This is a genomic window from Streptococcus ruminicola (genome assembly GCF_011387195.1).
Classification (GTDB): domain Bacteria; phylum Bacillota; class Bacilli; order Lactobacillales; family Streptococcaceae; genus Streptococcus; species Streptococcus ruminicola.
Genome location: NZ_CP046919.1, coordinates 686,909 through 710,129, shown reverse-complemented (window position 1 = coordinate 710,129; position 23,221 = coordinate 686,909). Strand labels below are relative to the sequence as shown.

At 37.7% G+C, this 23,221-nt stretch carries 21 protein-coding genes; all 21 read left to right on the top strand.

All coding sequences use genetic code 11. The features are described from left to right. Positions 1-88: 88 nt before the first annotated feature. The 21 genes from GPZ88_RS03645 to GPZ88_RS03545 all read left to right on the top strand — a co-directional run bounded on the left by GPZ88_RS03645 (position 89) and on the right by GPZ88_RS03545 (position 23,208). Positions 89-856: an epoxyqueuosine reductase QueH gene (locus tag GPZ88_RS03645; protein WP_166043439.1), complete on the top strand. Its 768-nt coding sequence runs from the start codon at positions 89-91 to the stop codon at positions 854-856. Between the two features lie 26 nt (positions 857-882). Beyond that, on the top strand, positions 883-1,329 hold the full coding sequence (locus GPZ88_RS03640) for a dUTP diphosphatase (RefSeq protein WP_166043437.1): 447 nt from the start codon (positions 883-885) through the stop codon (positions 1,327-1,329). A gap of 35 nt (positions 1,330-1,364) precedes the next feature. After that, the gene (gene radA, locus GPZ88_RS03635) at positions 1,365-2,726 is read left to right on the top strand and encodes a DNA repair protein RadA (RefSeq protein ID WP_033153501.1); all 1,362 of its coding nucleotides are present in this window, start codon (positions 1,365-1,367) and stop codon (positions 2,724-2,726) included. A 117-nt stretch (positions 2,727-2,843) separates the two neighbouring features. Beyond that, complete coding sequence (locus tag GPZ88_RS03630) at positions 2,844-3,341, top strand: beta-class carbonic anhydrase (protein ID WP_166043436.1); 498 nt, start codon at positions 2,844-2,846, stop codon at positions 3,339-3,341. Between the two features lie 27 nt (positions 3,342-3,368). Continuing rightward, the gene (locus tag GPZ88_RS03625; RefSeq protein ID WP_166043434.1) at positions 3,369-4,295 is read left to right on the top strand and encodes an aldo/keto reductase; all 927 of its coding nucleotides are present in this window, start codon (positions 3,369-3,371) and stop codon (positions 4,293-4,295) included. 38 nt (positions 4,296-4,333) lie between these two features. Beyond that, entirely contained in the window at positions 4,334-4,831 is a 498-nt protein-coding gene (locus GPZ88_RS03620) for an LURP-one-related/scramblase family protein (RefSeq protein WP_015695763.1), read from the top strand. A gap of 122 nt (positions 4,832-4,953) precedes the next feature. Next, a complete protein-coding gene (gene gltX / locus GPZ88_RS03615) occupies positions 4,954-6,411 on the top strand; it encodes a glutamate--tRNA ligase (protein ID WP_074626856.1) in 1,458 nt (485 codons plus the stop codon). Between the two features lie 78 nt (positions 6,412-6,489). Continuing rightward, positions 6,490-7,841 (top strand): IS3 family transposase gene (locus tag GPZ88_RS03610; protein ID WP_166043261.1). Its coding sequence is split into 2 segments (ribosomal slippage): positions 6,490-6,952 and positions 6,952-7,841, totalling 1,353 coding nucleotides; the frame shifts between segments, so codons are not numbered across the junction. Positions 7,842-8,046: 205 nt separating this feature from the next. Beyond that, on the top strand, positions 8,047-9,213 hold the full coding sequence (locus GPZ88_RS03605) for a CynX/NimT family MFS transporter (RefSeq protein WP_166043432.1): 1,167 nt from the start codon (positions 8,047-8,049) through the stop codon (positions 9,211-9,213). 271 nt (positions 9,214-9,484) lie between these two features. Next, positions 9,485-11,458 carry a peptide ABC transporter substrate-binding protein gene (locus GPZ88_RS03600; protein ID WP_166043430.1) on the top strand — a complete coding sequence of 658 codons (1,974 nt, stop codon included), beginning with the start codon at positions 9,485-9,487 and terminating at the stop codon, positions 11,456-11,458. A gap of 60 nt (positions 11,459-11,518) precedes the next feature. Then, positions 11,519-13,018 (top strand): ABC transporter permease, encoded by a 1,500-nt coding sequence (locus tag GPZ88_RS03595; RefSeq protein ID WP_134775673.1) that lies wholly within the window; start codon positions 11,519-11,521, stop codon positions 13,016-13,018. Further along, the gene (gene oppC / locus GPZ88_RS03590; RefSeq protein ID WP_015695758.1) at positions 13,018-13,944 is read left to right on the top strand and encodes an oligopeptide ABC transporter permease OppC; all 927 of its coding nucleotides are present in this window, start codon (positions 13,018-13,020) and stop codon (positions 13,942-13,944) included. Before GPZ88_RS03595 ends, oppC begins: the two co-directional genes overlap by 1 nt. A gap of 8 nt (positions 13,945-13,952) precedes the next feature. Further along, entirely contained in the window at positions 13,953-15,020 is a 1,068-nt protein-coding gene (locus GPZ88_RS03585; protein WP_015695757.1) for an ABC transporter ATP-binding protein, read from the top strand. Continuing rightward, positions 15,013-15,942 carry an ATP-binding cassette domain-containing protein gene (locus GPZ88_RS03580; RefSeq protein WP_166043428.1) on the top strand — a complete coding sequence of 310 codons (930 nt, stop codon included), beginning with the start codon at positions 15,013-15,015 and terminating at the stop codon, positions 15,940-15,942. Before GPZ88_RS03585 ends, GPZ88_RS03580 begins: the two co-directional genes overlap by 8 nt. Before the next feature lie 198 nt (positions 15,943-16,140). Next, complete coding sequence (locus tag GPZ88_RS03575; RefSeq protein ID WP_166043426.1) at positions 16,141-17,331, top strand: argininosuccinate synthase; 1,191 nt, start codon at positions 16,141-16,143, stop codon at positions 17,329-17,331. A 349-nt stretch (positions 17,332-17,680) separates the two neighbouring features. Further along, a complete protein-coding gene (gene argH / locus GPZ88_RS03570) occupies positions 17,681-19,075 on the top strand; it encodes an argininosuccinate lyase (protein WP_166043424.1) in 1,395 nt (464 codons plus the stop codon). 140 nt (positions 19,076-19,215) lie between these two features. Next, a complete protein-coding gene (gene rnpA, locus GPZ88_RS03565) occupies positions 19,216-19,575 on the top strand; it encodes a ribonuclease P protein component (RefSeq protein ID WP_006531772.1) in 360 nt (119 codons plus the stop codon). Further along, complete coding sequence (locus GPZ88_RS03560; RefSeq protein WP_039696185.1) at positions 19,559-20,374, top strand: YidC/Oxa1 family membrane protein insertase; 816 nt, start codon at positions 19,559-19,561, stop codon at positions 20,372-20,374. Before rnpA ends, GPZ88_RS03560 begins: the two co-directional genes overlap by 17 nt. Positions 20,375-20,386: 12 nt before the next feature. Further along, positions 20,387-21,394 (top strand): RNA-binding cell elongation regulator Jag/EloR, encoded by a 1,008-nt coding sequence (gene jag, locus GPZ88_RS03555; protein ID WP_074560965.1) that lies wholly within the window; start codon positions 20,387-20,389, stop codon positions 21,392-21,394. A 121-nt stretch (positions 21,395-21,515) separates the two neighbouring features. Next, complete coding sequence (locus GPZ88_RS03550; protein ID WP_166043422.1) at positions 21,516-22,367, top strand: ABC transporter ATP-binding protein; 852 nt, start codon at positions 21,516-21,518, stop codon at positions 22,365-22,367. A 1-nt stretch (position 22,368) separates the two neighbouring features. Then, the gene (locus GPZ88_RS03545; protein ID WP_166043420.1) at positions 22,369-23,208 is read left to right on the top strand and encodes an ABC transporter permease; all 840 of its coding nucleotides are present in this window, start codon (positions 22,369-22,371) and stop codon (positions 23,206-23,208) included. Positions 23,209-23,221 lie beyond the last annotated feature (13 nt).

The window sequence follows — 23,221 nt, the reverse complement described above, 5'->3', positions numbered from 1 at the left end:
TTAATTAGAAATCTTTGTCATTTTTTTGAAAAATAACTTATGGTATAATGGGGTGACCTCATCAGTACTGGAAAGGAAGACTATTTTTGTGATTGATTTAGAAGAGATTTTATCACGAATGAATCCCAATCAAAAAATCAACTATGATCGTGTCATGCAACAAATGGCAAAGCGTTGGGCGCAAGAAGAAGTAAGACCCAAAATTCTTGTTCACGTTTGTTGTGCACCGTGTTCAACTTATACATTAGAATATTTGACGCAATACGCTGATGTGACGGTTTATTTTGCGAATTCTAATATTCATCCAAAGGATGAGTATCTTCGCCGTGCTTATGTGGTGCAAAAATTTATCTCAGAATTTAATGAAAAAACAGGAAATAAGGTTGATTTCATCGAAGCACCATATGATCCATCAGAGTATTTCCAAAAGGTTCATGGCTTAGAAGACGAACCTGAAGGTGGAGAACGTTGTACGGTTTGCTTTGATTATCGCTTGGATAAAGCTGCTAAAATGGCGGTTGAGCTTGGATATGATTACTTTGCCAGTGCTTTGACAATCAGCCCACACAAAAATTCCCAAGTCATCAACAGCGTGGGAATCGAAGTCCAAAAAGTTTATGCGACTAAGTATTTGCCAAGTGATTTCAAGAAAAATAATGGCTACCGCCGTTCAGTTGAAATGTGCGAGGAGTATGACATCTATCGTCAATGCTACTGTGGTTGTGTCTTTGCAGCAAAAATTCAAGGCGTTGATTTGAATCAAATCAAAAAAGAAGCTAAGGAATTCATGGTAGGAAAAGACGGCGAAAAAGAATTCCCACACATTCGCTTTACCTTTGAAGGAAAAGAAATTTAATACGAATAGATAATTAAGGAGACAAAATGAGCAAAATTAGAGGATTTGAATTGGTTTCTCAATTCACAGACGAAATATTGCTACCAAAACGTGAAACAGCGCATGCGGCTGGTTATGATTTGAAAGCTGCGGAAACGACAGAAATCGCACCTGGCGAAATCAAATTGGTGCCAACTGGGGTTAAAGCTTACATGCAAGCTGGCGAAGTGCTTTATCTTTTTGACCGCTCATCAAATCCGCGTAAAAAAGGGTTGGTTTTGATTAATTCAGTTGGTGTTATCGATGGTGACTACTATGGCAATCCAGCCAATGAAGGTCACATCTTTGCGCAAATGAAAAATATCACAGATGAAACTGTTGTGATTGAAGCTGGCGAACGCATTGTTCAAGGTGTTTTCATGCCTTTCTTGGTTGCTGACGGTGACGAAGCAGATGGCGTTCGTACTGGTGGCTTTGGTTCAACAGGAAAATAAGTTTTAAGGTAAGAATATTAAGGAGGTAATGAGCTATCGCTAAGAAGAAAACAACGTTTATTTGTCAGGAGTGTGGCTATCATTCTCCTAAATATCTAGGACGTTGTCCAAACTGTTCATCTTGGACGTCTTTTGTTGAAGAAGTCGAAGTACAAGAGGTTAAAAATGCGCGTGTCAGTTTGACAGGTGAAAAGAGCAAACCAACTAAGTTGAAGGACGTTAGCTCGATTAATTATTCACGCACAAAGACTGGCATGGATGAATTTAACCGCGTGCTCGGTGGCGGTGTGGTGCCAGGTAGTCTGGTGCTTATCGGTGGTGACCCAGGTATCGGGAAATCAACGCTTCTTTTGCAGGTTTCGATTCAACTGGCAGAGAAAGGAACGGTTCTTTACGTTTCTGGTGAAGAATCAGCTGAGCAGATTAAACTTCGCAGTGAACGCCTTGGCGACATTGATAATGAATTTTACCTTTATGCTGAGACAAATATGCAAGCTATCCGTGCGCAGATTGAGCAAATCCAGCCTGATTTCTTGATTATTGACTCGATTCAAACGATTATGAGTCCTGATATTTCAGGAGTCCAAGGTTCGGTATCTCAAGTGCGTGAAGTGACGGCAGAGCTCATGCAGTTGGCTAAGACTAATAACATCGCAACCTTCATCGTTGGTCACGTGACTAAGGAAGGGCAGCTTGCTGGTCCACGTATGCTTGAGCATATGGTGGATACGGTGCTTTATTTTGAGGGTGAACGCCATCATACTTTCCGTATCTTGCGTGCAGTGAAAAACCGTTTTGGTTCAACTAACGAAATCGGCATTTTTGAAATGCAATCTGGTGGGCTGGTTGAAGTGCTTAATCCGAGCCAAGTTTTCTTGGAAGAACGCTTGGATGGAGCGACTGGTTCAGCTATCGTGGTAACCATGGAAGGTAGTCGTCCGATTTTGGCGGAGGTTCAAGCTTTGGTGACCCCAACGGTCTTTGGAAATGCCAAACGCACAACGACAGGTCTTGATTTTAACCGAGTCAGCTTGATTATGGCGGTGCTTGAAAAACGTTGTGGGCTTTTGTTGCAAAATCAAGATGCTTATCTCAAGTCAGCTGGTGGGGTGAAACTTGATGAACCAGCGATTGACTTGGCAGTAGCGGTAGCTATTGCGTCAAGCTACAAAGAAAAGCCGACAAATCCACAAGAAGCTTTCATCGGTGAAATTGGTTTGACAGGTGAAATTCGTCGCGTCACTCGTATTGAACAACGTATCAATGAAGCAGCTAAGCTTGGCTTTACAAAAGTTTACGCACCGAAAAATTCTTTAGTTGGTATCGATATGCCATCATCTATTGAAGTTGTTGGTGTGACAACTGTTGGTGAAGTTCTTAAGAAAGTTTTTAAATAGAAATGCAGAGGAGGTTACTCCTCTTTTTTTTGTGCCAAGTCGTTTTAAGTGATAAGTTGTTCTAAAAATGATAAGATGATAAAAACGCTCTCATAGATACATATTAGGAGGACTTTTATGTCTTATTTTGAAAAATTTTTAAAGACCAATCAAGCTTATGCAGATTTACATGGCACGGCGCATTTGCCACAGAAACCTAAGACACATGTTGCGATTGTGACTTGTATGGACTCGCGTCTGCACGTGGCGCATGCGCTTGGTTTGGCGCTTGGAGATGCTCATATTTTGCGAAATGCAGGTGGTCGCGTGACAGATGATACCATTCGTTCGTTGGTTATTTCAGAGCAGCAACTTGGGACACGTGAGATTGTTGTCTTACACCATACAGATTGTGGCATGCAAGGACTCAGCAATGAAGATTTTGCCAAACAGCTTGAGCGTGATTTAGGTGTTGATGTTCATGGAAAAGATTTTCTGCCATTTTCTGATGTTGAAGAAAGTGTCCGTGAGGATGTTAGAAAGCTGCGCGAGTCACCGTTGATTCCTGATGATATCGTCATTTCAGGGGCTGTTTATGATGTTGATACAGGTCGCATCAGTGAAGTAACACTCTAGGTGTTTGATTTTGAAAAAGGAGAAAAAATGAGATATATCAAATTTGGCGAGCGCCAAAAGGAAGTTTCAGAAGTTGTTTTGGGCTTAATGCGTATTTCAGAGATGACTGTCGATCAGGTTGAAGAATTGATTGAGTCAGCTTTAGCTGTTGGTATCAATGCTTTTGATATTGCGGATTGCTATGGGCACGGAGAATGTGAACGTATTTTGGGTGAGGTATTGAAGCGTCATCCCGATTTGCGTGAAAAGATGTGGATTCAATCAAAATGTGGTATCCGAATGGAAGACTTTACTTATTTTGATTTTTCAAAAGAGCATATCCTAGAAGCTGTTGATGGGATTTTAGAACGTCTTGGCGTGGATTACATTGACTCGCTTTTATTGCATCGACCTGATGCCCTCATGGAACCGGAAGAAATCGCTGAAGCTTTTGATATTTTGAAAGCTCAAGGTAAAGTGATTGATTTTGGTGTCTCAAATCAAAATCCGATGATGATGGCGTTGATTAAAAAAGATGTTAACCAACCCTTGGTAGCTAATCAATTGCAATTAAGCGCAGCCTTTACTCCTAGTTTTGACGCTGGTTTTCATGTCAATATGAAACAAGAGGCTGGGATTGTCCGCGATAGCAGTATTTTTGAATATTGTCGCTTAAACGATGTAGTTATTCAAGCCTGGTCAGTGCTCCAGTTTGACTATTTTGGCGGTGTGTTCTTGGGTTCAGAAAAATACCCTGAATTGAATCGCGTTTTGGAACGCTTAGCAGAAAAATATCAAGTGTCGCCGTCAGCGATTGCTATTGCTTGGGTACTTCGCTACCCAGCGCAGATGCAAGCTGTCATCGGGACAACAAAATCTGAGCGAGTTGCCCAAGCAGCTAAAGCAGCAGATATTGTTCTAACGCGAAAAGAATGGTACGAAATCTATTTAGCTGCAGGCAATGATTTGCCATAAAAATGCTTTTAGTGTTTTGAGTAAATTGGGAGAAGTTTATGCGAAAATTTGAAATCAGCCAAAAATTCTGGTCGCTAGCTGGCAAGTTTGACATCTTTGATGAGGATGGTCGTTTGGCTTATCAGGTTCAAGGTTCTTTTCTGAAATTATTTAAGGAATTTACTATTTTTGATGGACAAGGAAAGACTGTCAGTCATATTAAGCAGCAGTTTAGTTTTCCTTTCCAGAAATTTATGGTGACTTTTGCGGATGGTAAGGAAATCACGATTCAAAAACGTTTTTCACTGTTGAAAGCTAAGTATGATATTTCTGATTTTGGTTTAGAAGTAGCTGGGGATATTTGGAATATGACATTTAGCCTTCTTAACCAAGGACGTGAGGTGGCTAAGATTCATCAAGAATGGTTTAAATTTCCTTCAACTTATCGAGTGGAAATTGCTGATGATTCTTTGTCTGACCTTGTCATTTCTTTGGTTATTGCTATTGATTATATCAAGGAAAAAGAGTCAAGTGCAGCTAGTTCAGCATCAAGTTAAAGTTCAATTGTTCTAAATCTTGGATATAGGAAGGAATTCAGCTGATTTCAGCTGAATTTTTTGTTCCAAGACTCAAGATTGTGCTATAATAGAAACGATTGAAATTTTAACAGGAGACGAAAATGCCTAAGAAAATTCGCGTGCGTTATGCACCAAGTCCAACAGGACTTCTACACATCGGAAATGCGCGTACAGCGCTCTTTAATTATCTTTACGCTCGTCACCACGGTGGTGATTTTGTAATCCGTATCGAAGATACTGACCGTAAACGTCATGTCGAAGACGGTGAACGTTCACAATTGGAAAACCTTAAATGGTTGGGAATGGATTGGGACGAAAGCCCACAAACTCACGAAAAATACCGCCAATCAGAACGTTTGGACATCTACCAAAAATACATCGACCAATTGTTGGCTGAAGGTAAAGCTTATAAATCATACGTTACTGAAGAAGAACTAGCTGCAGAACGTGAACGCCAAGAAGCTGCTGGTGAAACACCTCGTTACATCAACGAATTCCTTGGTATGTCTGAAGAAGAAAAAGCAGCTTACATCGCAGAACGTGAAGCAAAAGGAATCATTCCTACAGTTCGTTTGGCTGTTAACGAATCAGGTATCTACAAATGGCATGATATCGTTAAAGGCGACATCGAATTTGAAGGTGGAAACGTCGGTGGTGACTGGGTTATCCAGAAAAAAGATGGTTACCCAACATACAACTTTGCCGTTGTTATCGATGACCACTTGATGGAAATCTCTCACGTTATCCGTGGTGATGACCACATCGCAAACACACCAAAACAATTGATGGTTTACGAAGCACTTGGTTGGGAAGCACCAGAATTTGGTCACATGACATTGATTATCAACTCTGAAACTGGTAAAAAATTGTCAAAACGTGACACAAACACTCTTCAATTCATCGAAGACTACCGTAAAAAAGGTTACATGCCAGAAGCAGTATTCAACTTTATCGCTCTTCTTGGTTGGAACCCTGGTGGTGAAGATGAAATCTTCTCACGTGAAGAATTGATCAAACTCTTTGATGAACACCGTTTGAGTAAATCTCCAGCTGCCTTTGACCAAAAGAAAATGGACTGGATGAGCAACGAATACATCAAGAACGCAGATTTCGATACAGTCTTTGCAATGGCTAAACCATTCTTGGAAGAAGCTGGTCGTTTAACTGACAAAGCTGAAAAATTGGTTGAACTTTACAAACCACAAATGAAATCTGTTGATGAAATCCTTCCATTGACTGACTTGTTCTTTGAAGATTTCCCAGAATTGACAGATGCTGAAAAAGAATTCATGGCTGGTGAAACAGTTCCAACAGTTCTTGAAGCCTTCAAAGCAAAACTTGAAGCTATGAGTGACGAAGATTTCAAATCAGAAAACATCTTCCCACAAATCAAAGCTGTTCAAAAAGAAACTGGTATCAAAGGTAAAAACCTCTTCATGCCAATTCGTATTGCCGTTTCAGGTGAAATGCACGGTCCAGAACTTCCAGATACTATCTATCTTCTTGGTCGTGAAAAATCAATTGAACACATTGAAAACATGCTTAAAAACTTGAAATAATAGCTAAAAAAGTCTGAGTTTTTCTGAACTGCACCCCAAAAGTTAGACAAAAAATCTAACGATTGGGGTGCTTTTTGTATGAAATTAACTTATGAAGATAAACTAGAAATCTATAAACTCAGAAAACAAGGTTTGTCTTGGCCTCAGCTGGGTCAAACCTATGATGTTAATCCTAGAAATCTACGTTACATGGTTAAGCTTATGGACCGATATGGCGTAGAGATTGTTAAAAAAAGTAAAAATAGGTATTATTCTCCTGAACTAAAGCAAGAAATTATCAATCAAGTCCTTCTTGAAGGTCGTACTCAATTGTCTGTCTCTCTTGAATATGCTCTTCCTAACATAGGAACACTTTCCAATTGGCTAGCACAATACAAGAAAAATGGGTATACTATTGTTGAGAAAACAAGAGGGAGACCAAGCAAAATGGGGCGTAAACCAAAGAAAACCTGGGAAGAAATGACTGAGCTAGAACGACTTAGAGAGGAAAATGAGCGGTTACGAACGGAGAATGTTTTCCTAAAAAAGTTGAGAGCAGCTCGCTTGAGGGACGAAGCCAAAATGCGCGAACAACAGCGACAATTAGAGAAATGGTTAGAGGAGGATTCAGACTAGATATCCTTTTAGAATTTTCGGGTTTGGCTCGTTCAACTTACTATTACCACTTGAAACAGCTAAATAAGCTTGACAAAAACAAGGTTCTTAAAGCTAAAATCAAGATGATTTATGACGAGCACAAAGGCAACTATGGCTATCGCCGCATCACTTTGGAACTAAGAAACCAAGGCTTTTTGGTCAACCACAAAAAAGTACAACGCTTAATGAAACGTATGAATTTGACTGCACGTATTCGCCGTAAACGTAAATACTCCTCTTACAAGGGTGAAGTTGGCAAGAAAGCTGATAATCTCATCCAACGTCACTTTGAAGCTTCAAAGCCTTACGAAAAATGTTATACAGATATCACTGAATTTGCTATTCCAGCTAGCTCTCAAAAATTATACTTATCACCAGTTTTAGATGGTTATAATAGTGAAATTATTGCTTATCAACTATCAACTTCGCCTAATTTGGAACAAATCAAGACTATGTTAGCGAAAGCTTTTCCAGATGAACATTATGACAATACGATTCTTCACAGTGACCAAGGGTGGCAATACCAACACCAGTTTTATCATGAATTTCTCAATCAAAAAGGAATTCGTCCATCCATGTCCCGCAAAGGCAACAGCCCAGACAACGGTATGATGGAATCTTTCTTTGGTATCTTAAAATCAGAAATGTTTTATGGCTTTGAGAAGACCTTTAAGTCACTAGATGAACTCAAACGAGCCATTATTCATTACATCGATTATTACAATAATAAACGGATTAAAGTCAAACTAAAAGGACTTAGCCCTGTACAATACAGGACTAAATCCTTTCAATAATTAATTGTCCAACTTTTTGGGGTCAGTACATTCTCAGGTTTTTGTTATTTAAAAAAATGTATTTTTATCTATATATTATGAATTTTTAGAAAGATTTTAATTGCTTGTGAAAAACGTTTTCTTTGCAGTTACCTATTCTAAAGTCATTTACTTCTTGTTATAATAGGCTTTAAAATTTTGTTATTTATAAGTTAAGAGGAGTTACATGAAAAAAGACTATTCTATCTTTTTCGTCCCAGGAATTATTCTTGTGGGCGCTGTTATGCGTATCCCATTTACGACAATTCCGACTGTCCTTAGCTATGTTGCGGATGGTTTAGGAGTTTCAGTCAATTCTTTGGGTGTTTTGACAAGTATTCCGTTGATTATGTTTGCCTTTTGTTCATCTTTGGCACCACGTTTAGCGGATAAATTTGGACTTGAAAAATTATTCACCATGGTTCTGATTGCCATGTTTATCGGTTCAAGCATGCGCGTGCTTAATCTTCCAAGTCTTTACATCGGAACAATGATTATCGGTATCAGCATTGCCATGATGAACGTTTTGTTCCCAAGTATCATTTTGGCAAACCAACCATTCCGTATCGGATTGTTGACAACGATTTATACAACAGCTATGGGGCTTTCTTCATCAGTTGCCGCATCAGTTGCTGTTCCAATCGTTAAAGCAACATCTTGGAAAGGTCTGATTTTGATTCTTAGTTTCTTGATTTTGGTAGCTTTGGCAGTTTGGTTCCCAAATACTTTCCACAATCACATGACAGAGCAAGATGAAGAAAAACGTTCATCATCACTTTGGAAAAATAAAGCCGCTATCGCGCTTCTTGTCTTTGGTGGTTTGCAATCTCTTCTTTTCTACACAGGAATGACATGGTTGCCAACAATGGCTAGCCAAGCTGGTCTTTCAAGCGAAGCAGCAGGTATCTTAGCTTCAATTTATTCATTGATTAGCTTGCCATTTTCATTAACTATTCCAACTTTGACAACAAATCTATCAAGCAAAAACCGTAAAATCATGCTTGCGATTGTGTCAGCCTGTGCTATTGTAGGTACAGGAATGCTTCTCTTCCAAACAAGCAGCTTTGCTTATTGGTTGACAGTTAATATTTTAATCGGTATTGCTGTTAGTGCTTTGTTCCCATACTTGCTTGTGACATTCTCAATGAAATCACACACACCAAGTCAAACAGCACAATTGTCTGGTATGGTGCAATCAGGTGGTTACTTCCTAGCAGCCTTTGGACCAACACTTTTTGGTTTTAGTTTTAACCTCTTTGGTTCATGGACAGTAGCGGCACTTTGCTTGTTCATCTGTACAATTATTATGACGGTAGCCTTGTTCTATACAGAACGTTTTGAAAAAATTCAATAATTTAGCTAATATATTCTCCCTAGCATTTGCTAGGGAGTTTTTTTGTATAAAATTGTTCTAATTTTTGAATATAACGAGTTATAATGTTTTTTTTATAACAAAATATGATAGCTATAAACGTTGATATATCAATGGTTCAAGAAATTTAAAACAAAAAATAGAATTTTCTGATATTTTTTGTTTATTTCAGACGAATCTAGTGTTATAATAGCAGTTATAGTTCCACATTAAAATGTGTGAAAAATTTAAATATTCCAAAAAGGGGTACGTTATGAATAAAAGAGGAAAATGGATTTTAAGTGCTGGTGTTGTGCTACTATCTGCATCAGTACTTACAGCTTGTGGTAATAGTAAAACTTCAAGTTCTGCAACATCAACTTACAACTATGTCTACAATTCTGAACCAGTTTCACTTGATTACATTAAGATGAATCAAACTGGTACAAGTAACATTACAGCAAATCTTATTGATGGTTTGATGGAAAATGACCAGTATGGCGACTTGATTCCGTCACTTGCAAAAGATTGGAAAGTGTCAGCTGATGGTTTGACTTACACTTATACAATTCGTGATGATGCCAAATGGTATACTGCTGACGGTGAAGAATATGCAGATGTAAAAGCGGAAGACTTTATTACAGGTCTTAAGCATGCTGCGGATATTAAATCGGAAGCTCTTTATATTGTGCAAGATTCAATTAAGGGTCTGCAAGATTATATTGATGGCAAGACAAAAGACTTCTCAACAGTCGGTGTTAAAGCGCTTGATGACCACACTATCCAATATACGCTGAACGCCCCTGAATCATATTGGAATTCTAAATTAACTTACGGTATTATGTGTCCAGTAAATGCGGACTTCTTAAAATCAAAAGGTAATGATTTTGGTAAACAAACTGACCCAGAATCATTGCTTTATAACGGTCCATACTTACTAAAATCAATTACAGCCAAATCTTCAATGGAATTTGAAAAGAACCCGAATTATTGGGATGCTGACAACGTCCATATCGATGATGTTAAGTTGACTTATTTTGACGGTTCAGACCAAGATTCACTCTTTAATAATTTTGATGAAGGTTCATATACAAGTGCAGCCTTGTATCCATCATCTCCAAGCTATAAAACAGCAGAAAAGAAATATAGTGATAATATTATTTATGCTCAACAAGATGCTTCAACATTTATGATTTACTTCAATTTAAATCGTACTTTGCATAATTTATCAGATAAAACAGATGCGCAATTATCTGATTCTAATAAAGCTATGAACAATAAAGACTTCCGTCAAGCAGTGACATTTGCATTTGACCGTGGTTCATGGAATGCTCAAACTGCAGGTGAAGAAGCCAAAAATAAAGCATTGCGCAATAGCTTGGTACCACCAGCATTTGTTCAAGTTGATGGTAAAGAATTTGGTGATGTTGTTAAAAGTGACCTAGCATCATATGGTGATGAGTGGAAAGATGTCGACCTTACAGATGCTCAAGATGGTTTGTATAACCCAGATAAAGCAAAAGCAGAATTTGCTAAAGCCAAATCAGCTCTTGAATCAGAAGGCGTCAGCTTCCCAATCCAACTTGATTTCCCAGTTGCTCAAACTGACAACGATTCTGTACAACGTGCACAATCATTAAAACAGTCAGTTGAATCTAATCTCGGTAAAGAAAATGTAGTGATTAACCTTAAACAAGTTACAGAAGATGAGTACTTATCAGCAACTTATCAAGCAGAAAGTCCTGAGCAAAATGACTATGACCTAGGCTTCTCAGGCTGGTCACCAGACTATTCTGATCCATCTTCATATCTTGATATCTTTGGTACAGGTAAGACAGCGGCAATGACATATCGTCTTGGTATTTCTTCAGATAATGACGCCTTGATTAAATCTACTGGTCTTGATCAATATCAAAGCTTGCTTGATGAAGCAAATGCTCTTAAAGATTCAGATCAGGTTGATCAACGTTATGAAACATACGCAAAAGCTCAAGCATGGTTGATAGACAGTGCATTAGCTATTCCAACAGTTACTAATGGTGCTCGTCCACAAGTGACAAGAGTAAAACCATTTTCAGGAGCTTGGTCATATGTTGGTATTAAAGGTGGAACTTATAAATATCTAAAACTCCAAGATAAACCTGTAACAGCTAAAGAATATGAAAAAGCTCGTAATAAATGGCTTAATAATAAAGAAAAAGCCAATGAAAAGGCTGCAAAAGAATTAGCTAAACACGTAGAAAAATAATGAATGTTCCAAAAGGACTTTCTCTTTGGAGAGAGTTCTTTTGAACTTTTGAGGAAAAGTATGAAAAAATATGTTTTTAATCGAATATTAAGATCCTTAGTTTCTATATTCTTGGTGACAACATTATCATATGCGATTGTGTTTTCGCTTGTTCCACGAAAACTAATTTTCAAGCAAGACCCTAATTACACCAAAATCGCTGTCACACATGATAAAAAAGTTGACTATGAGAACACTGTTTATGAGCGCATGGGTTATATCGACTACCTTAATACTAAAGAACTTGTAAATGGTAGCAAAAAAATCGATAAATCGGTGACTGACAAGGGAACAGTAGCTGATAAGCAATTGTATCAAAACTATCTTGATTCTATTTCTGGCAAATGGAAGTTAGAAAAATTTGATTCTGGAAAATATTTTGCAACACGTGAAATTCCAATTTATGAACGCCTTTGGAAATTTTATTCTAATTTGATTGTGATTGATCATCCGTGGAAAATTAATGATCCAGAAAATCCAAAATTAGAGCGCTATGTACGTTTTGAAAATGATCCCGCCGTTGGACCAGCGCTTGTTGGATCAGGGACACAGCATAAATATCTCATTTATTTTAATAGCAAGTTCCCATTTATTCATCAAAATATTATTACTTTCAATTTAGGTATTTCATATCCAAGCTTTGCTAATATTCCTGTATTACAGGTTATCACTCAGGGCCAAGGGAAAACTTTAGCACAAGAAGTGACATTCCCAACAGGAGTAACTAAAGTATCATCAGTTGATATTTATACGCGTTCATATAAATCACCAAGTAAGGCTGATGCTCGTGATATTGCAAATTATGGTAAGGGTGATGCCTACACTGCCACTCAAAATAATTACACCGAACCTTCAATGATTTCAAATTCATTGAAAGCAGGTATTGTCGGAATTTTAATTGCCTATGCTCTTGGTTTGCCAATAGGTCTTTTAATGGCACGTTATAAAGATGGTATTTTTGACCGCTTTTCAACAGCAACTGTCACTTTCATGCTGGCTATGCCAAGTATTGCTACTATTTACGTGATTCGTTTTATTGGTGCTAATGTGTTTGGTCTACCAGATACATTTCCATTATTAGGTGCTGGAGATATACGTTCTTACGTAATGCCTGCTATCATTTTGGGAATTTTGAGTACACCAGGTATTGTAGTTTGGTTCCGTCGCTATTTAGTGGATTTGCAAGGTAGTGATTTTGTTCGATTTGCGCGTGCAAAAGGTTTGTCTGAAACAGAAATCTGTCAAGATCATTTGTTTAAACATGCTATGGTTCCAATTGTGAATGGCATTCCTGGAGCAATCGTGGGAACTATTGCTGGGGCAACTCTGACTGAGAAAATTTTTGCTTTTCCAGGTATGGGGAAAATGTTGATTGATGCTATTGCTTCTGCTAATAATACAATGGTTATCGGCTTAGTATTTATTTTTGCGGTCTTAGCAATTTTTGCACTTCTTGTAGGAGATATTTTGATGACTGTTCTTGACCCACGTATAAAACTATCATCAAAAGGAGGTAAGTGATGACTAATATAGACAAAAGTAAATTTGAATTTGTTGAGTTAGATAGTAGTGCCTCTGAAGTTATTGATACACCGACTTATTCATATTGGAAATCAGTTTTTAGACAATTCTTTTCTAAAAAGTCGACAATAGCAATGCTTATTTTGCTAATTGCTATTCTTCTGATGAGTTTTATCTATCCAATGTTTTCAAATTTTGATTTCAATGATGTCAGTGATATTAACGATTTTTCAAAACGCTATGTTTGGCCAAATAGTCAGTACTGGTTTGGTACGGATAAGAATGGTCAGTCGCTGTTTGATGGTGTTTGGTACGGCGCTAGAAATTCTATATTGATTTCGGTTATTGCTACTATTATTAATATGGTTATTGGGCTTGTAGTAGGACTACTTTGGGGGATTTCTAAAGCAGTCGATAAAATCATGATTGAAATTTATAACGTTATTTCAAATCTTCCATTTATCTTAATCGTTATGATTTTAACGTATTCTCTAGGTTCAGGATTTTGGAATTTGATTTTGGCATTTTGTATTACAGGTTGGGTTGGTATTGCTTACTCTATTCGTGTTCAAGTGATGCGTTATCGTGATTTGGAATACAATCTTGCTAGTCGTACTTTAGGAACACCAACTATAAAAATTGCGACCAAAAACCTTTTACCCCAATTAGTCTCTGTTATTGTTACTATGGTTTCTCAGATGTTGCCATCATACATTTCATATGAAGCCTTCCTATCTGCTTTTGGTATTGGACTTCCAGTCACTGAACCAAGTCTAGGCCGTTTGATTTCAAATTATTCTTCTAATTTGACAACAAATGCTTATCTTTTCTGGATTCCATTAGCAACGCTCATTTTAGTATCGCTTCCTCTCTATATTGTTGGGCAAAATCTTGCTGATGCTAGCGATCCACGTACACATAGATAGGAGTAAGTATGACTGATAAAAATAAAGTTTTAAGTGTTCGAGATATGGTTGTTGAATTTGAAGTTCGAGATCGTATTTTAACAGCTATTCGTAATATTTCAATTGATCTTTATGAAGGTGAAGTTCTTGCTGTTGTAGGTGAGTCTGGTAGTGGAAAATCAGTCCTAACGAAAACATTCACAGGAATGTTGGAATCAAATGGACGTATCGCTAAGGGCTCTATTAATTATCGCGGTCAAGATTTAACAAAAATTAAGTCAAATTCAGAATGGGGAAAAATTCGTGGTGGTAAGATTGCGACAATTTTCCAAGATCCAATGACGAGTCTTGATCCAATTCAAACGATTGGTAGCCAAATTACAGAAGCTATTATCAAACATCAAGGAGCAAGTAAGAGTGAAGCTAAGGAACTAGCAATTGATTATATGAAAAAAGTAGGCATTCCTGAAGCAAAGAAACGTTTTAATGAATATCCATTTCAGTATTCAGGTGGGATGCGTCAACGTATTGTCATTGCGATTGCTTTGGCTTGTAAGCCAGATATCTTGATTTGTGACGAGCCTACGACCGCCCTTGATGTAACAATTCAGGCTCAAATTATTAATCTTTTAAAGGAGTTGCAAAGAGAATATAATTTCACAACTATTTTTATCACACACGATTTAGGTGTGGTTGCAAGTATTGCTGATAAGGTAGCTGTCATGTATGCGGGTGATATTGTTGAGTATGGAACAGTTGAAGAGATTTTTTATGATCCTAAACATCCCTATACTTGGAGTTTATTATCAAGCCTTCCTCAATTGGCTGATGACAATGGTGTTCTCTTTTCGATTCCAGGGACACCGCCTTCATTGTATACACCTATTAAAGGTGACGCTTTTGCTCCTCGTTCTCGCTATGCAATGAAAATTGATTTTGAAGAGGATGTTCCTAAATTTCCTGTAACCGAAACTCACTGGGCAAAAACATGGTTACTTCATCCAGATGCACCGAAGGTTGAAAAACCAGAGGTCATTCAAAATCTACATCAAAAGATTTCTCGAAAAATGATTAACTTGGAGGAAGGAAATGACTGAAAAATTAGTTGAAGTAAAAAATTTGGAAATTTCCTTTGGTGAAGGAAAAAAGAAATTTGTTGCGGTTAAAAATGCAAATTTTTTCATCAATAAAGGTGAGACTTTCTCATTAGTTGGTGAATCAGGTTCGGGGAAAACAACCATCGGTCGTGCTATCATCGGATTGAATGAGACAAGTAATGGCGACATTTTATATGCTGGTAAACGTATTAACGGTAAAAAAACATCTGCTGAACATAATGATTTGATTTCCAAAATTCAAATGATTTTCCAAGATCCAGCAGCTAGTTTAAATGAGCGAGCAACCGTTGATTATATTATTTCGGAGGGCTTATATAATTTTTATCATTTTGAAGATGATGCTGATCGAAAACGTAAAGTAGCAGAGATGATGACTGAGGTAGGATTATTGCCAGAGCATTTGACACGTTATCCACATGAATTTTCAGGGGGACAACGTCAGCGTATTGGAATTGCGCGTGCTTTGGTCATGGATCCTGAATTTATCATTGCAGATGAACCAATCTCAGCTTTAGATGTCTCAGTGCGTGCTCAAGTATTAAATCTTTTGAAACGCATCCAGAGGGAAAAAGGCTTAACTTATCTCTTTATCGCACATGATCTGTCTGTAGTTCGTTTTATTTCAGATCGTATTGCGGTTATCCATAAAGGTGTTATTGTTGAAGTAGCGGAGACAGAAGAGCTATTTAATAACCCAATCCATCCTTATACACGTTCATTACTTTCAGCGGTTCCAATTCCAGATCCTATTCTTGAACGCCAAAAAGAATTAATTGTGTATGATCCAAGTCAACACGATTACTCAACAGATAAACCTGAGATGGTGGAAATTCGCCCAAATCATTTTGTCTGGGCAAATAAAGTTGAATTATCTGACTACCAAAAACGACTAAATAAATAATAAACCTATTTATAGGTTTATTTTTTTGCATAAAACCATTGAATATTTGTATATATACTGTATATTTGTTATAAAACCATAAAAACCGCAAGTTTTTTGAAAAAATATTCAAAAAATTCTTGACAAGGATATTTGGTGTGTGTATAATTATGCATATAGAGTTGATAAAAACACAAAATAAGAAAAGAGAGTATTCCTATGTCAAAAGAAAAAGTTATCCTTGCGTACTCTGGTGGTCTTGATACTTCAGTTGCCATTACTTGGCTCATGAAAGATTATGATGTCGTTGCCGTTTGTATGGACGTCGGCGAAGGTAAAGACCTTGATTTTATTCATGATAAAGCTCTTAAAGTTGGTGCAGTTGAATCTTACGTCCTTGACGTTAAAGATGAATTCGCTGAAGAATATGTGCTTCCAGCTCTTCAAGCTCACGCTTACTACGAACAAAAATACCCATTGGTATCAGCGCTTAGCCGTCCAGTCATTTCTAAAAAATTAGTTGAAATTGCTCATAAAACAGGTGCGACAACAATCGCTCACGGTTGTACTGGTAAAGGGAATGACCAAGTTCGTTTTGAAGTGGCAATCGCTGCGCTTGACCCAGAATTGAAAGTTATCGCTCCAGTTCGTGAATGGAAATGGTCTCGTGAAGAAGAAATCGAATACGCTAAAGCAAATGGTGTTCCAGTTCCTGCTGACCTTGACAATCCATATTCAGTTGACCAAAACCTTTGGGGTCGTGCTAACGAATGTGGTGTTCTTGAAAATCCATGGAACCAAGCTCCAGAAGATGCTTTTGGTATCACAAATTCTCCAGAAGAAGCTCCTGATACACCAGAATTCATCGATATCGAATTCAAAGCTGGTAAACCAGTTGCCCTTAATGGCAAAGAAATGAAACTAGCTGACCTTATCCAAGAAGTGAATGCTATCGCTGGCAAACACGGTATTGGTCGTATCGACCACGTTGAAAATCGTTTGGTTGGTATCAAATCACGTGAAATTTACGAATGCCCAGGTGCGATTACTCTTTTGACAGCTCACAAAGAAATCGAAGATATCACACTTGTTCGTGAAGTATCTCATTTCAAACCAATTCTTGAAAATGAATTGTCAAACCTTATCTACAATGCTTTGTGGTTCAGCCCAGCAACAAAAGCTATCATTGCCTACATCAAAGAAACACAAAAAGTGGTTAATGGTACTGCAAAAGTCAAATTGTACAAAGGTTCAGCAAAAGTTGTTGCTCGTAAATCACCAAATTCACTTTACGATGAAAACTTGGCAACATACACATCAGCTGATAGCTTCGACCAAGATGCAGCCGTAGGCTTCATCAAACTTTGGGGACTACCAACTCAAGTTAACTCACAAGTTAACAATAAATAAATCATCTGCTTAAGCAGTCGATTATGAAAAAGAAAAGAAAAACATGGGCGTGAACAAGTCACAGCCAAATAAACAATAAAAGTATAAAAAGAAAAGGAAATTTCAGATAAAAGGGGACAGGGAGCCCCATCTGAGACTCTTTTCTTATAACTTACCAAACCCTCGTTAATGTCAACAGAGAGTGGCATCGAGCTTAAATAATGATATCCTGTGAGAATCATTTAAGACATTCGCCCCGTGAGGCATCACATCATAAGTCCTTGGTAGCTCCTAGGACTTATTTGTTAATTGAAATAAGAAAAGAGAAAGGCTTTGAACGCCAGCTTTGGTGGTTCATTGTATCAGTGTTATGACAACAGAAAATCATAAATTATGGGGCGGGCGTTTTGAAGCTAGTCTTGAAAAATGGGTTGAAGAATTTGGAGCATCCATTTCTTTTGACCAAAAAATGGCAGAGTTTGACTTGAAAGGCTCAATTGCACATGTGACCATGCTTGGTGAAACAGGTATTATCACAAAAGATGAAGCCAATCAAATCAAAGCTGGTCTTGAAGAATTGCTTGAAGAATACAAGGCAGGAAAAATTGAATTTGATGTGTCAAACGAAGACATTCACATGAATATGGAAAGTCTTTTGACAGCAAAAATTGGTCCTGTAGCTGGTAAATTACACACAGCTCGTTCACGTAATGACCAAGTGGCAACAGATATGCACTTGTATTTGAAAGCCAAACTTGATGAAGTGATTGAAAAGCTTACGAACTTGCGTAAAACTTTGGTGCATTTGGCTGATGAACATGTCTACACTATCATGCCAGGTTATACGCATTTACAACATGCTCAACCTATTTCATTTGGACATCACTTGATGGCTTACTATAACATGTTTACGCGTGATAGTGAACGTTTTGAATTTAACATCAAGCATGCTGATATGTCACCACTTGGCGCAGCTGCTCTTGCTGGAACAACTTTCCCAATCGATCGTGAGATGACAGCAGAACTCATGGGCTTTGCTAAACCATACAGCAACTCTCTTGATGCGGTGTCTGACCGTGATTTTATTCTAGAATTTTTGTCAAACAGTTCTATTTTGATGATGCACATGAGCCGTATCTGTGAAGAAATCATCAGCTGGTGCTCAAATGAATTTAAGTTTGTGACACTTTCTGATACGTTCTCAACAGGGTCATCTATCATGCCACAAAAGAAAAATCCTGATATGGCAGAATTAATTCGTGGAAAATCAGGTCGTGTCTATGGCAATCTCTTTGGTCTTTTGACAGTCATGAAATCTTTGCCTTTGGCTTACAATAAAGATTTGCAAGAAGATAAAGAAGGAATGTTTGACACTGTTGAAACCATCACGGTAGCCATTGATATTTTGGCAGGAATGCTCAAAACAATGACGGTCAATAAGGAACACATGGCTGAATCAACTGAAAAAGACTTCTCAAATGCGACTGAGTTGGCTGACTATCTTGCTAGCAAGGGGCTTCCTTTTCGTCAAGCTCACGAAATTGTAGGTAAATTAGTCCTCGAATGCACGAAAGCTGGTTATTATTTGCAAGATGTGCCATTTGAACGTTACCAAGAAATTTCTGATTTGATTGAAGAAGACATCTATGAAACTCTCAAATCTCACACGGCAGTTGAACGTCGTCATTCTCTTGGTGGAACTGGTTTTGACCAAGTGAAATGGCAAATCGCTTTAGCCAATGAAACCTTGCAAAACTTAGATTAATAGACACTTAGGCTTTTCAAGATTTTTAAGCGTATTTTCCAATAAAAATATTTTAAAGATAATGAGCCCAAACTCCTTAGAGGTTAGGGCTTTTTTGAATTTTATGGTATAATAAAAATAATTTAGAATGGAGTCGTACGTTGAAGAAAACCTATCGTGTCAAAAGTGACAAAGATTTTCAGGCGATTTTTAGCAAAGGTACAAGTGTTGCTAACCGAAAATTTGTCCTTTATCATTTAGAAAAAAATCAGAGCCACTATCGAGTAGGGCTTTCTGTGAGCAAAAAACTTGGTAACGCGGTCACTCGCAATAGCATTAAGCGAAAAATTCGTCACGTTATCATGGAATTATCACCAAATTTGCTTAATCAGGACTTTGTCATCATTGCGCGTAAAGGTGTCGAGGAACTTGATTACCATGAAGTGAAGAAAAATTTATTGCATGTGTTAAAACTTGCTAATTTATATCAGGAAGGTCTCAATAGTGAAAAGAAAGATTAAATTATTAGGATTAAGTAGTCTTACTTTAATGCTTTTGGCTGCTTGTGGGCGCAGCGAAGTAACCGCTTCATCAACTAACGGTTGGGAACAAATTGTTTACTTCTTTGCCAAAGCTATTCAATGGCTTTCAATTAATGGTCGTATTGGTGTGGGGATTGTTCTCTTTACTATCATCATTCGTGCCATTATGATGCCACTTTACAACATGCAAATCAAATCAGGTCAAAAGATGCAAGATTTGCAGCCAGAGCTTAAAAAATTACAAGAAAAATATCCTGGCCGTGATACAGACAGCCGCATGAAATTGACTGAAGAAAGCCAAGCACTTTATAAAGAATATGGTGTTAACCCATATGCGACAATGCTTCCATTGGTTGTGCAATTGCCAATTTTGATGGCTTTGTACCAAGCATTGACTCGTGTTGCTTTCTTGAAAACAGGTACTTTCTTGTGGATTGAATTGTCACAACCAGATCCATATTATATCTTGCCTGTTTTAGCAGCTCTATTTACATTCCTTTCAACTTGGTTGACTAATAAAGCTGCGCGTGAGAAAAACTTCGCGATGACGCTTATGACCTACGTGATGCCAATCATTATCTTCTTCTTTGGTTTCCGTTTGGCGTCAGGGGTTGTGCTTTACTGGACAGTATCGAATGCCTTCCAAGTGTTCCAAATCCTTTTGTTAAATAATCCATTTAAGATTATTGCAGAACGTGAAGCTAAGGAACGTGCTGAAAAAGAACATGCGGCTAAGATTCGTCGTGCTAAAAAGAAAGCGCAAAAGAGAAGAAAGTAAGAGGATAAAGCTATGGTAATATTCACAGGTCGAACTGTTGAAGATGCTATTGAAAAGGGCTTGAAAGAGTTAAACTTGTCACGTCTCAAAGCCCATATTAAGGTTGTTTCTCGTGAGAAAAAAGGTTTCTTTGGCTTTGGTAAGAAACCAGCTCAAGTAGATATTGAAGGAATTAATGAAGTCACTGCTCACCGTGCGAACCAAAAAGCAGTTAAAGGTGTACCAGAAGAAGTTAATCAAAAAAATGAGCCCGTATCATCAAAATTTGAAGATACTATGGAGCTTCGTAAAGTAGCCAGCATCATTAAAAAAATGGAAGAACGTGGCGAAGTCATCGATGATTCTGTCAAAGAAGATATCGTCATGCACAAGAAAAAAACACAAACCATTCTTGAAGAAGCTGGACATACAGAAGTTTTAGAAGCACTTGGAAAAACAGACGATGCTAACGAAGTAGTTGCAGAGCCAAAAGAAGTTTCAGACACACCAAAACCTGTTAACACAGACCAAAGTTTTGAAGAATTTGTGGCCAGCGAATTTCCAGCTCAACGTGAATTGAGTAAAGATATCGAAAAAGCGACAGAAGAAGTGGCTGATTATGTTAAAAAAATCATCTACGAAATGGATATTGAGGCAACTGTGGAAACAAGCCACAATCGCCGTCAAATCAATTTGCAAATTGAAACACCAGAAGCTGGTCGTGTGATTGGCTATCACGGAAAAGTGTTGAAATCACTTCAACTACTTTCACAAAATTTCCTACATGACCGTTATTCAAAGAATTTCTCTGTGATTTTGAATGTTCATGATTACGTGGAACACCGTACAGAGACATTGATTGAATTTACCCGCAAAGCTGCAAGCCGTGTGCTTGAAACTGGTAAAGATTATGTCATGGACCCAATGAGTAATAGTGAACGCAAAATTGTTCATAAAACTATCACAAGCATTGAAGGTGTTGATAGTTATTCTGAAGGGAACGATCCAAATCGTTACGTGGTCGTAACACCTGTTCAATAAGACTTAAAAGCCCATTCGGGCTTTTTTTGTACCGCTTAGCAATTATTTTTAACCGCTTACCGAAAAATGCTTTATTTCAAGCCTTTTTTTGATAAAATAATGTCAAAAGGGAGGGTTAATTATGCTAATTAGAACAAAAGATTTAATCAAAACCTTCGGAGATAAAACGGTGATTGACCACTTGAATTTGGAAGTGGAAGAAGGGAAATTGCTAGCTTATATTGGGACAAATGGTGCTGGGAAATCAACAACTATGAAGATGTTAACGGGGCTCTTAAAACCAACGTCAGGTGAGATTGAATTGGCAGCAGATTTGAAGATTGGAATGGTTTTTCAAGAAAGTGTGCTTGATGAGGAGTTGACGGTTTTAGATAATTTGAAAAGTCGCCAAGCGCTTTACCGTAAACAGGATAAAGCTTGGTTAGAAAAACTTATTCAGCTGACAGGTTTGGATGCTTTTTTGAACCAAACGTATGGCACGTTATCAGGTGGTCAACGTCGTCGTGTTGATATCGTTCGTGCCCTTTTGAATAAGCCTAACTTACTTTTCTTAGATGAGCCAACGACAGGACTTGATATTCAGACACGTCGCGCGATTTGGGAGATTTTACGTCGCTTACAGCGTGAAGAAAACTTGACTATCTTTTTGACCACTCATTACCTTGAAGAGGCTGAGAATGCGGATATGGCTTATATTATTGACCATGGGAAGGTTTTAGCTAAAGGTTCTGCTAAGGAATTAAAAGAAGCTTATTCAAAACCATATTTATTGGTTGAAACAAGTGACGTAGCTGCTTTCTCAGACCTTGACTGTAAGCGTTTGGGAGATGGTCGTTTGAAAATTATTGTTGAAGATTCTGCAAAAGCTTTGGCCATTTTATCAGATAAACGTACAGTTATTAATGATTTTGATTATGTTAAAGCAAATATCAATGATGTCTTTTTGAACATTACGGGAAGGGAGATGGCTTAATATGTGGGCGATGACAAAACGCAATTTACAGCTCTATTTTTCAAATAAAGCAAGTGTCTTTTTCTCACTTTTGGGAGCTTTGATTGCTTTTATTCTTTATGTGATTTTCTTGCAGAAAAATATGCAGGATTCATTTGCAGGAACACCGAATTTGGAAGAACTTCTTGATAATTGGGTTCTAGGTGGAACGTTAGCTGTTACGAGTATTACAACAACTTGGACTGGGGTTACGCGATTGGTTCAAGATAAGGTAAGCCATAAATTGGAAGACTTTTTGTTAACAGATATTTCTCGTTTAAAACTTTATCTTGGCTATTTGATTTCTTCTAGTGTGATTGGTTTTATCATGCAATTAATTATGTTAGCCATTATGAAATTGTACTTCTACTGGCAAGATGAGGTCAGCTTTGATTTAGATTATTTACCACAAATCCTTTTAGTCATGCTCCTAAGTTCTATTATGGGGTCAGGAATTGCTTTGTTTGTCTTGCAATTCATTAAAACCTTATCAACAAGTGAAGCTTTGGCGACAATTGTTGGAACTGTTTCAGGTTTTCTTGTTGGGGTTTATATGCCGATTGGGGCTTTGCCTGATTTTGCACAAAAAGTGGTTAAATTAACACCAGCAGCCTACGTATCAGCTGCTTACCGTCAGCTTTTGATTGCAAAAGACGCTGTAAACGCAGATGCCAAGGAATTCTTAGGAATTGGTTTGAAATTAAAAAACTTAACGACCTTGAATCAAGAAATGCTCCTAGTGAGCCTTGTCATTTGTGGGATAATCGTTCTTTTGGCGCTAAGTTTATATCTTGAGCGATTCTCATTGACTAAAAATAAATAAGAGGAGTTAAAGG

Excerpts from the sequence above, each read along its gene's own strand:
- jag (WP_074560965.1), top strand. The coding sequence starts at position 20,387 with ATGGTAATATTCACAGGTCGAACTGTTGAAGATGCTATTGAAAAGGGC.
- GPZ88_RS03595 (WP_134775673.1), top strand. The coding sequence starts at position 11,519 with ATGAAAAAATATGTTTTTAATCGAATATTAAGATCCTTAGTTTCTATA.
- GPZ88_RS03575 (WP_166043426.1), top strand. The coding sequence starts at position 16,141 with ATGTCAAAAGAAAAAGTTATCCTTGCGTACTCTGGTGGTCTTGATACT.
- GPZ88_RS03600 (WP_166043430.1), top strand. The coding sequence starts at position 9,485 with ATGAATAAAAGAGGAAAATGGATTTTAAGTGCTGGTGTTGTGCTACTA.
- GPZ88_RS03545 (WP_166043420.1), top strand. The coding sequence starts at position 22,369 with ATGTGGGCGATGACAAAACGCAATTTACAGCTCTATTTTTCAAATAAA.
- gltX (WP_074626856.1), top strand. The coding sequence starts at position 4,954 with ATGCCTAAGAAAATTCGCGTGCGTTATGCACCAAGTCCAACAGGACTT.
- argH (WP_166043424.1), top strand. The coding sequence starts at position 17,681 with ATGACAACAGAAAATCATAAATTATGGGGCGGGCGTTTTGAAGCTAGT.
- GPZ88_RS03625 (WP_166043434.1), top strand. The coding sequence starts at position 3,369 with ATGAGATATATCAAATTTGGCGAGCGCCAAAAGGAAGTTTCAGAAGTT.
- oppC (WP_015695758.1), top strand. The coding sequence starts at position 13,018 with ATGACTAATATAGACAAAAGTAAATTTGAATTTGTTGAGTTAGATAGT.
- GPZ88_RS03630 (WP_166043436.1), top strand. The coding sequence starts at position 2,844 with ATGTCTTATTTTGAAAAATTTTTAAAGACCAATCAAGCTTATGCAGAT.
- GPZ88_RS03620 (WP_015695763.1), top strand. The coding sequence starts at position 4,334 with ATGCGAAAATTTGAAATCAGCCAAAAATTCTGGTCGCTAGCTGGCAAG.
- GPZ88_RS03550 (WP_166043422.1), top strand. The coding sequence starts at position 21,516 with ATGCTAATTAGAACAAAAGATTTAATCAAAACCTTCGGAGATAAAACG.
- GPZ88_RS03605 (WP_166043432.1), top strand. The coding sequence starts at position 8,047 with ATGAAAAAAGACTATTCTATCTTTTTCGTCCCAGGAATTATTCTTGTG.
- GPZ88_RS03580 (WP_166043428.1), top strand. The coding sequence starts at position 15,013 with ATGACTGAAAAATTAGTTGAAGTAAAAAATTTGGAAATTTCCTTTGGT.
- GPZ88_RS03585 (WP_015695757.1), top strand. The coding sequence starts at position 13,953 with ATGACTGATAAAAATAAAGTTTTAAGTGTTCGAGATATGGTTGTTGAA.
- GPZ88_RS03640 (WP_166043437.1), top strand. The coding sequence starts at position 883 with ATGAGCAAAATTAGAGGATTTGAATTGGTTTCTCAATTCACAGACGAA.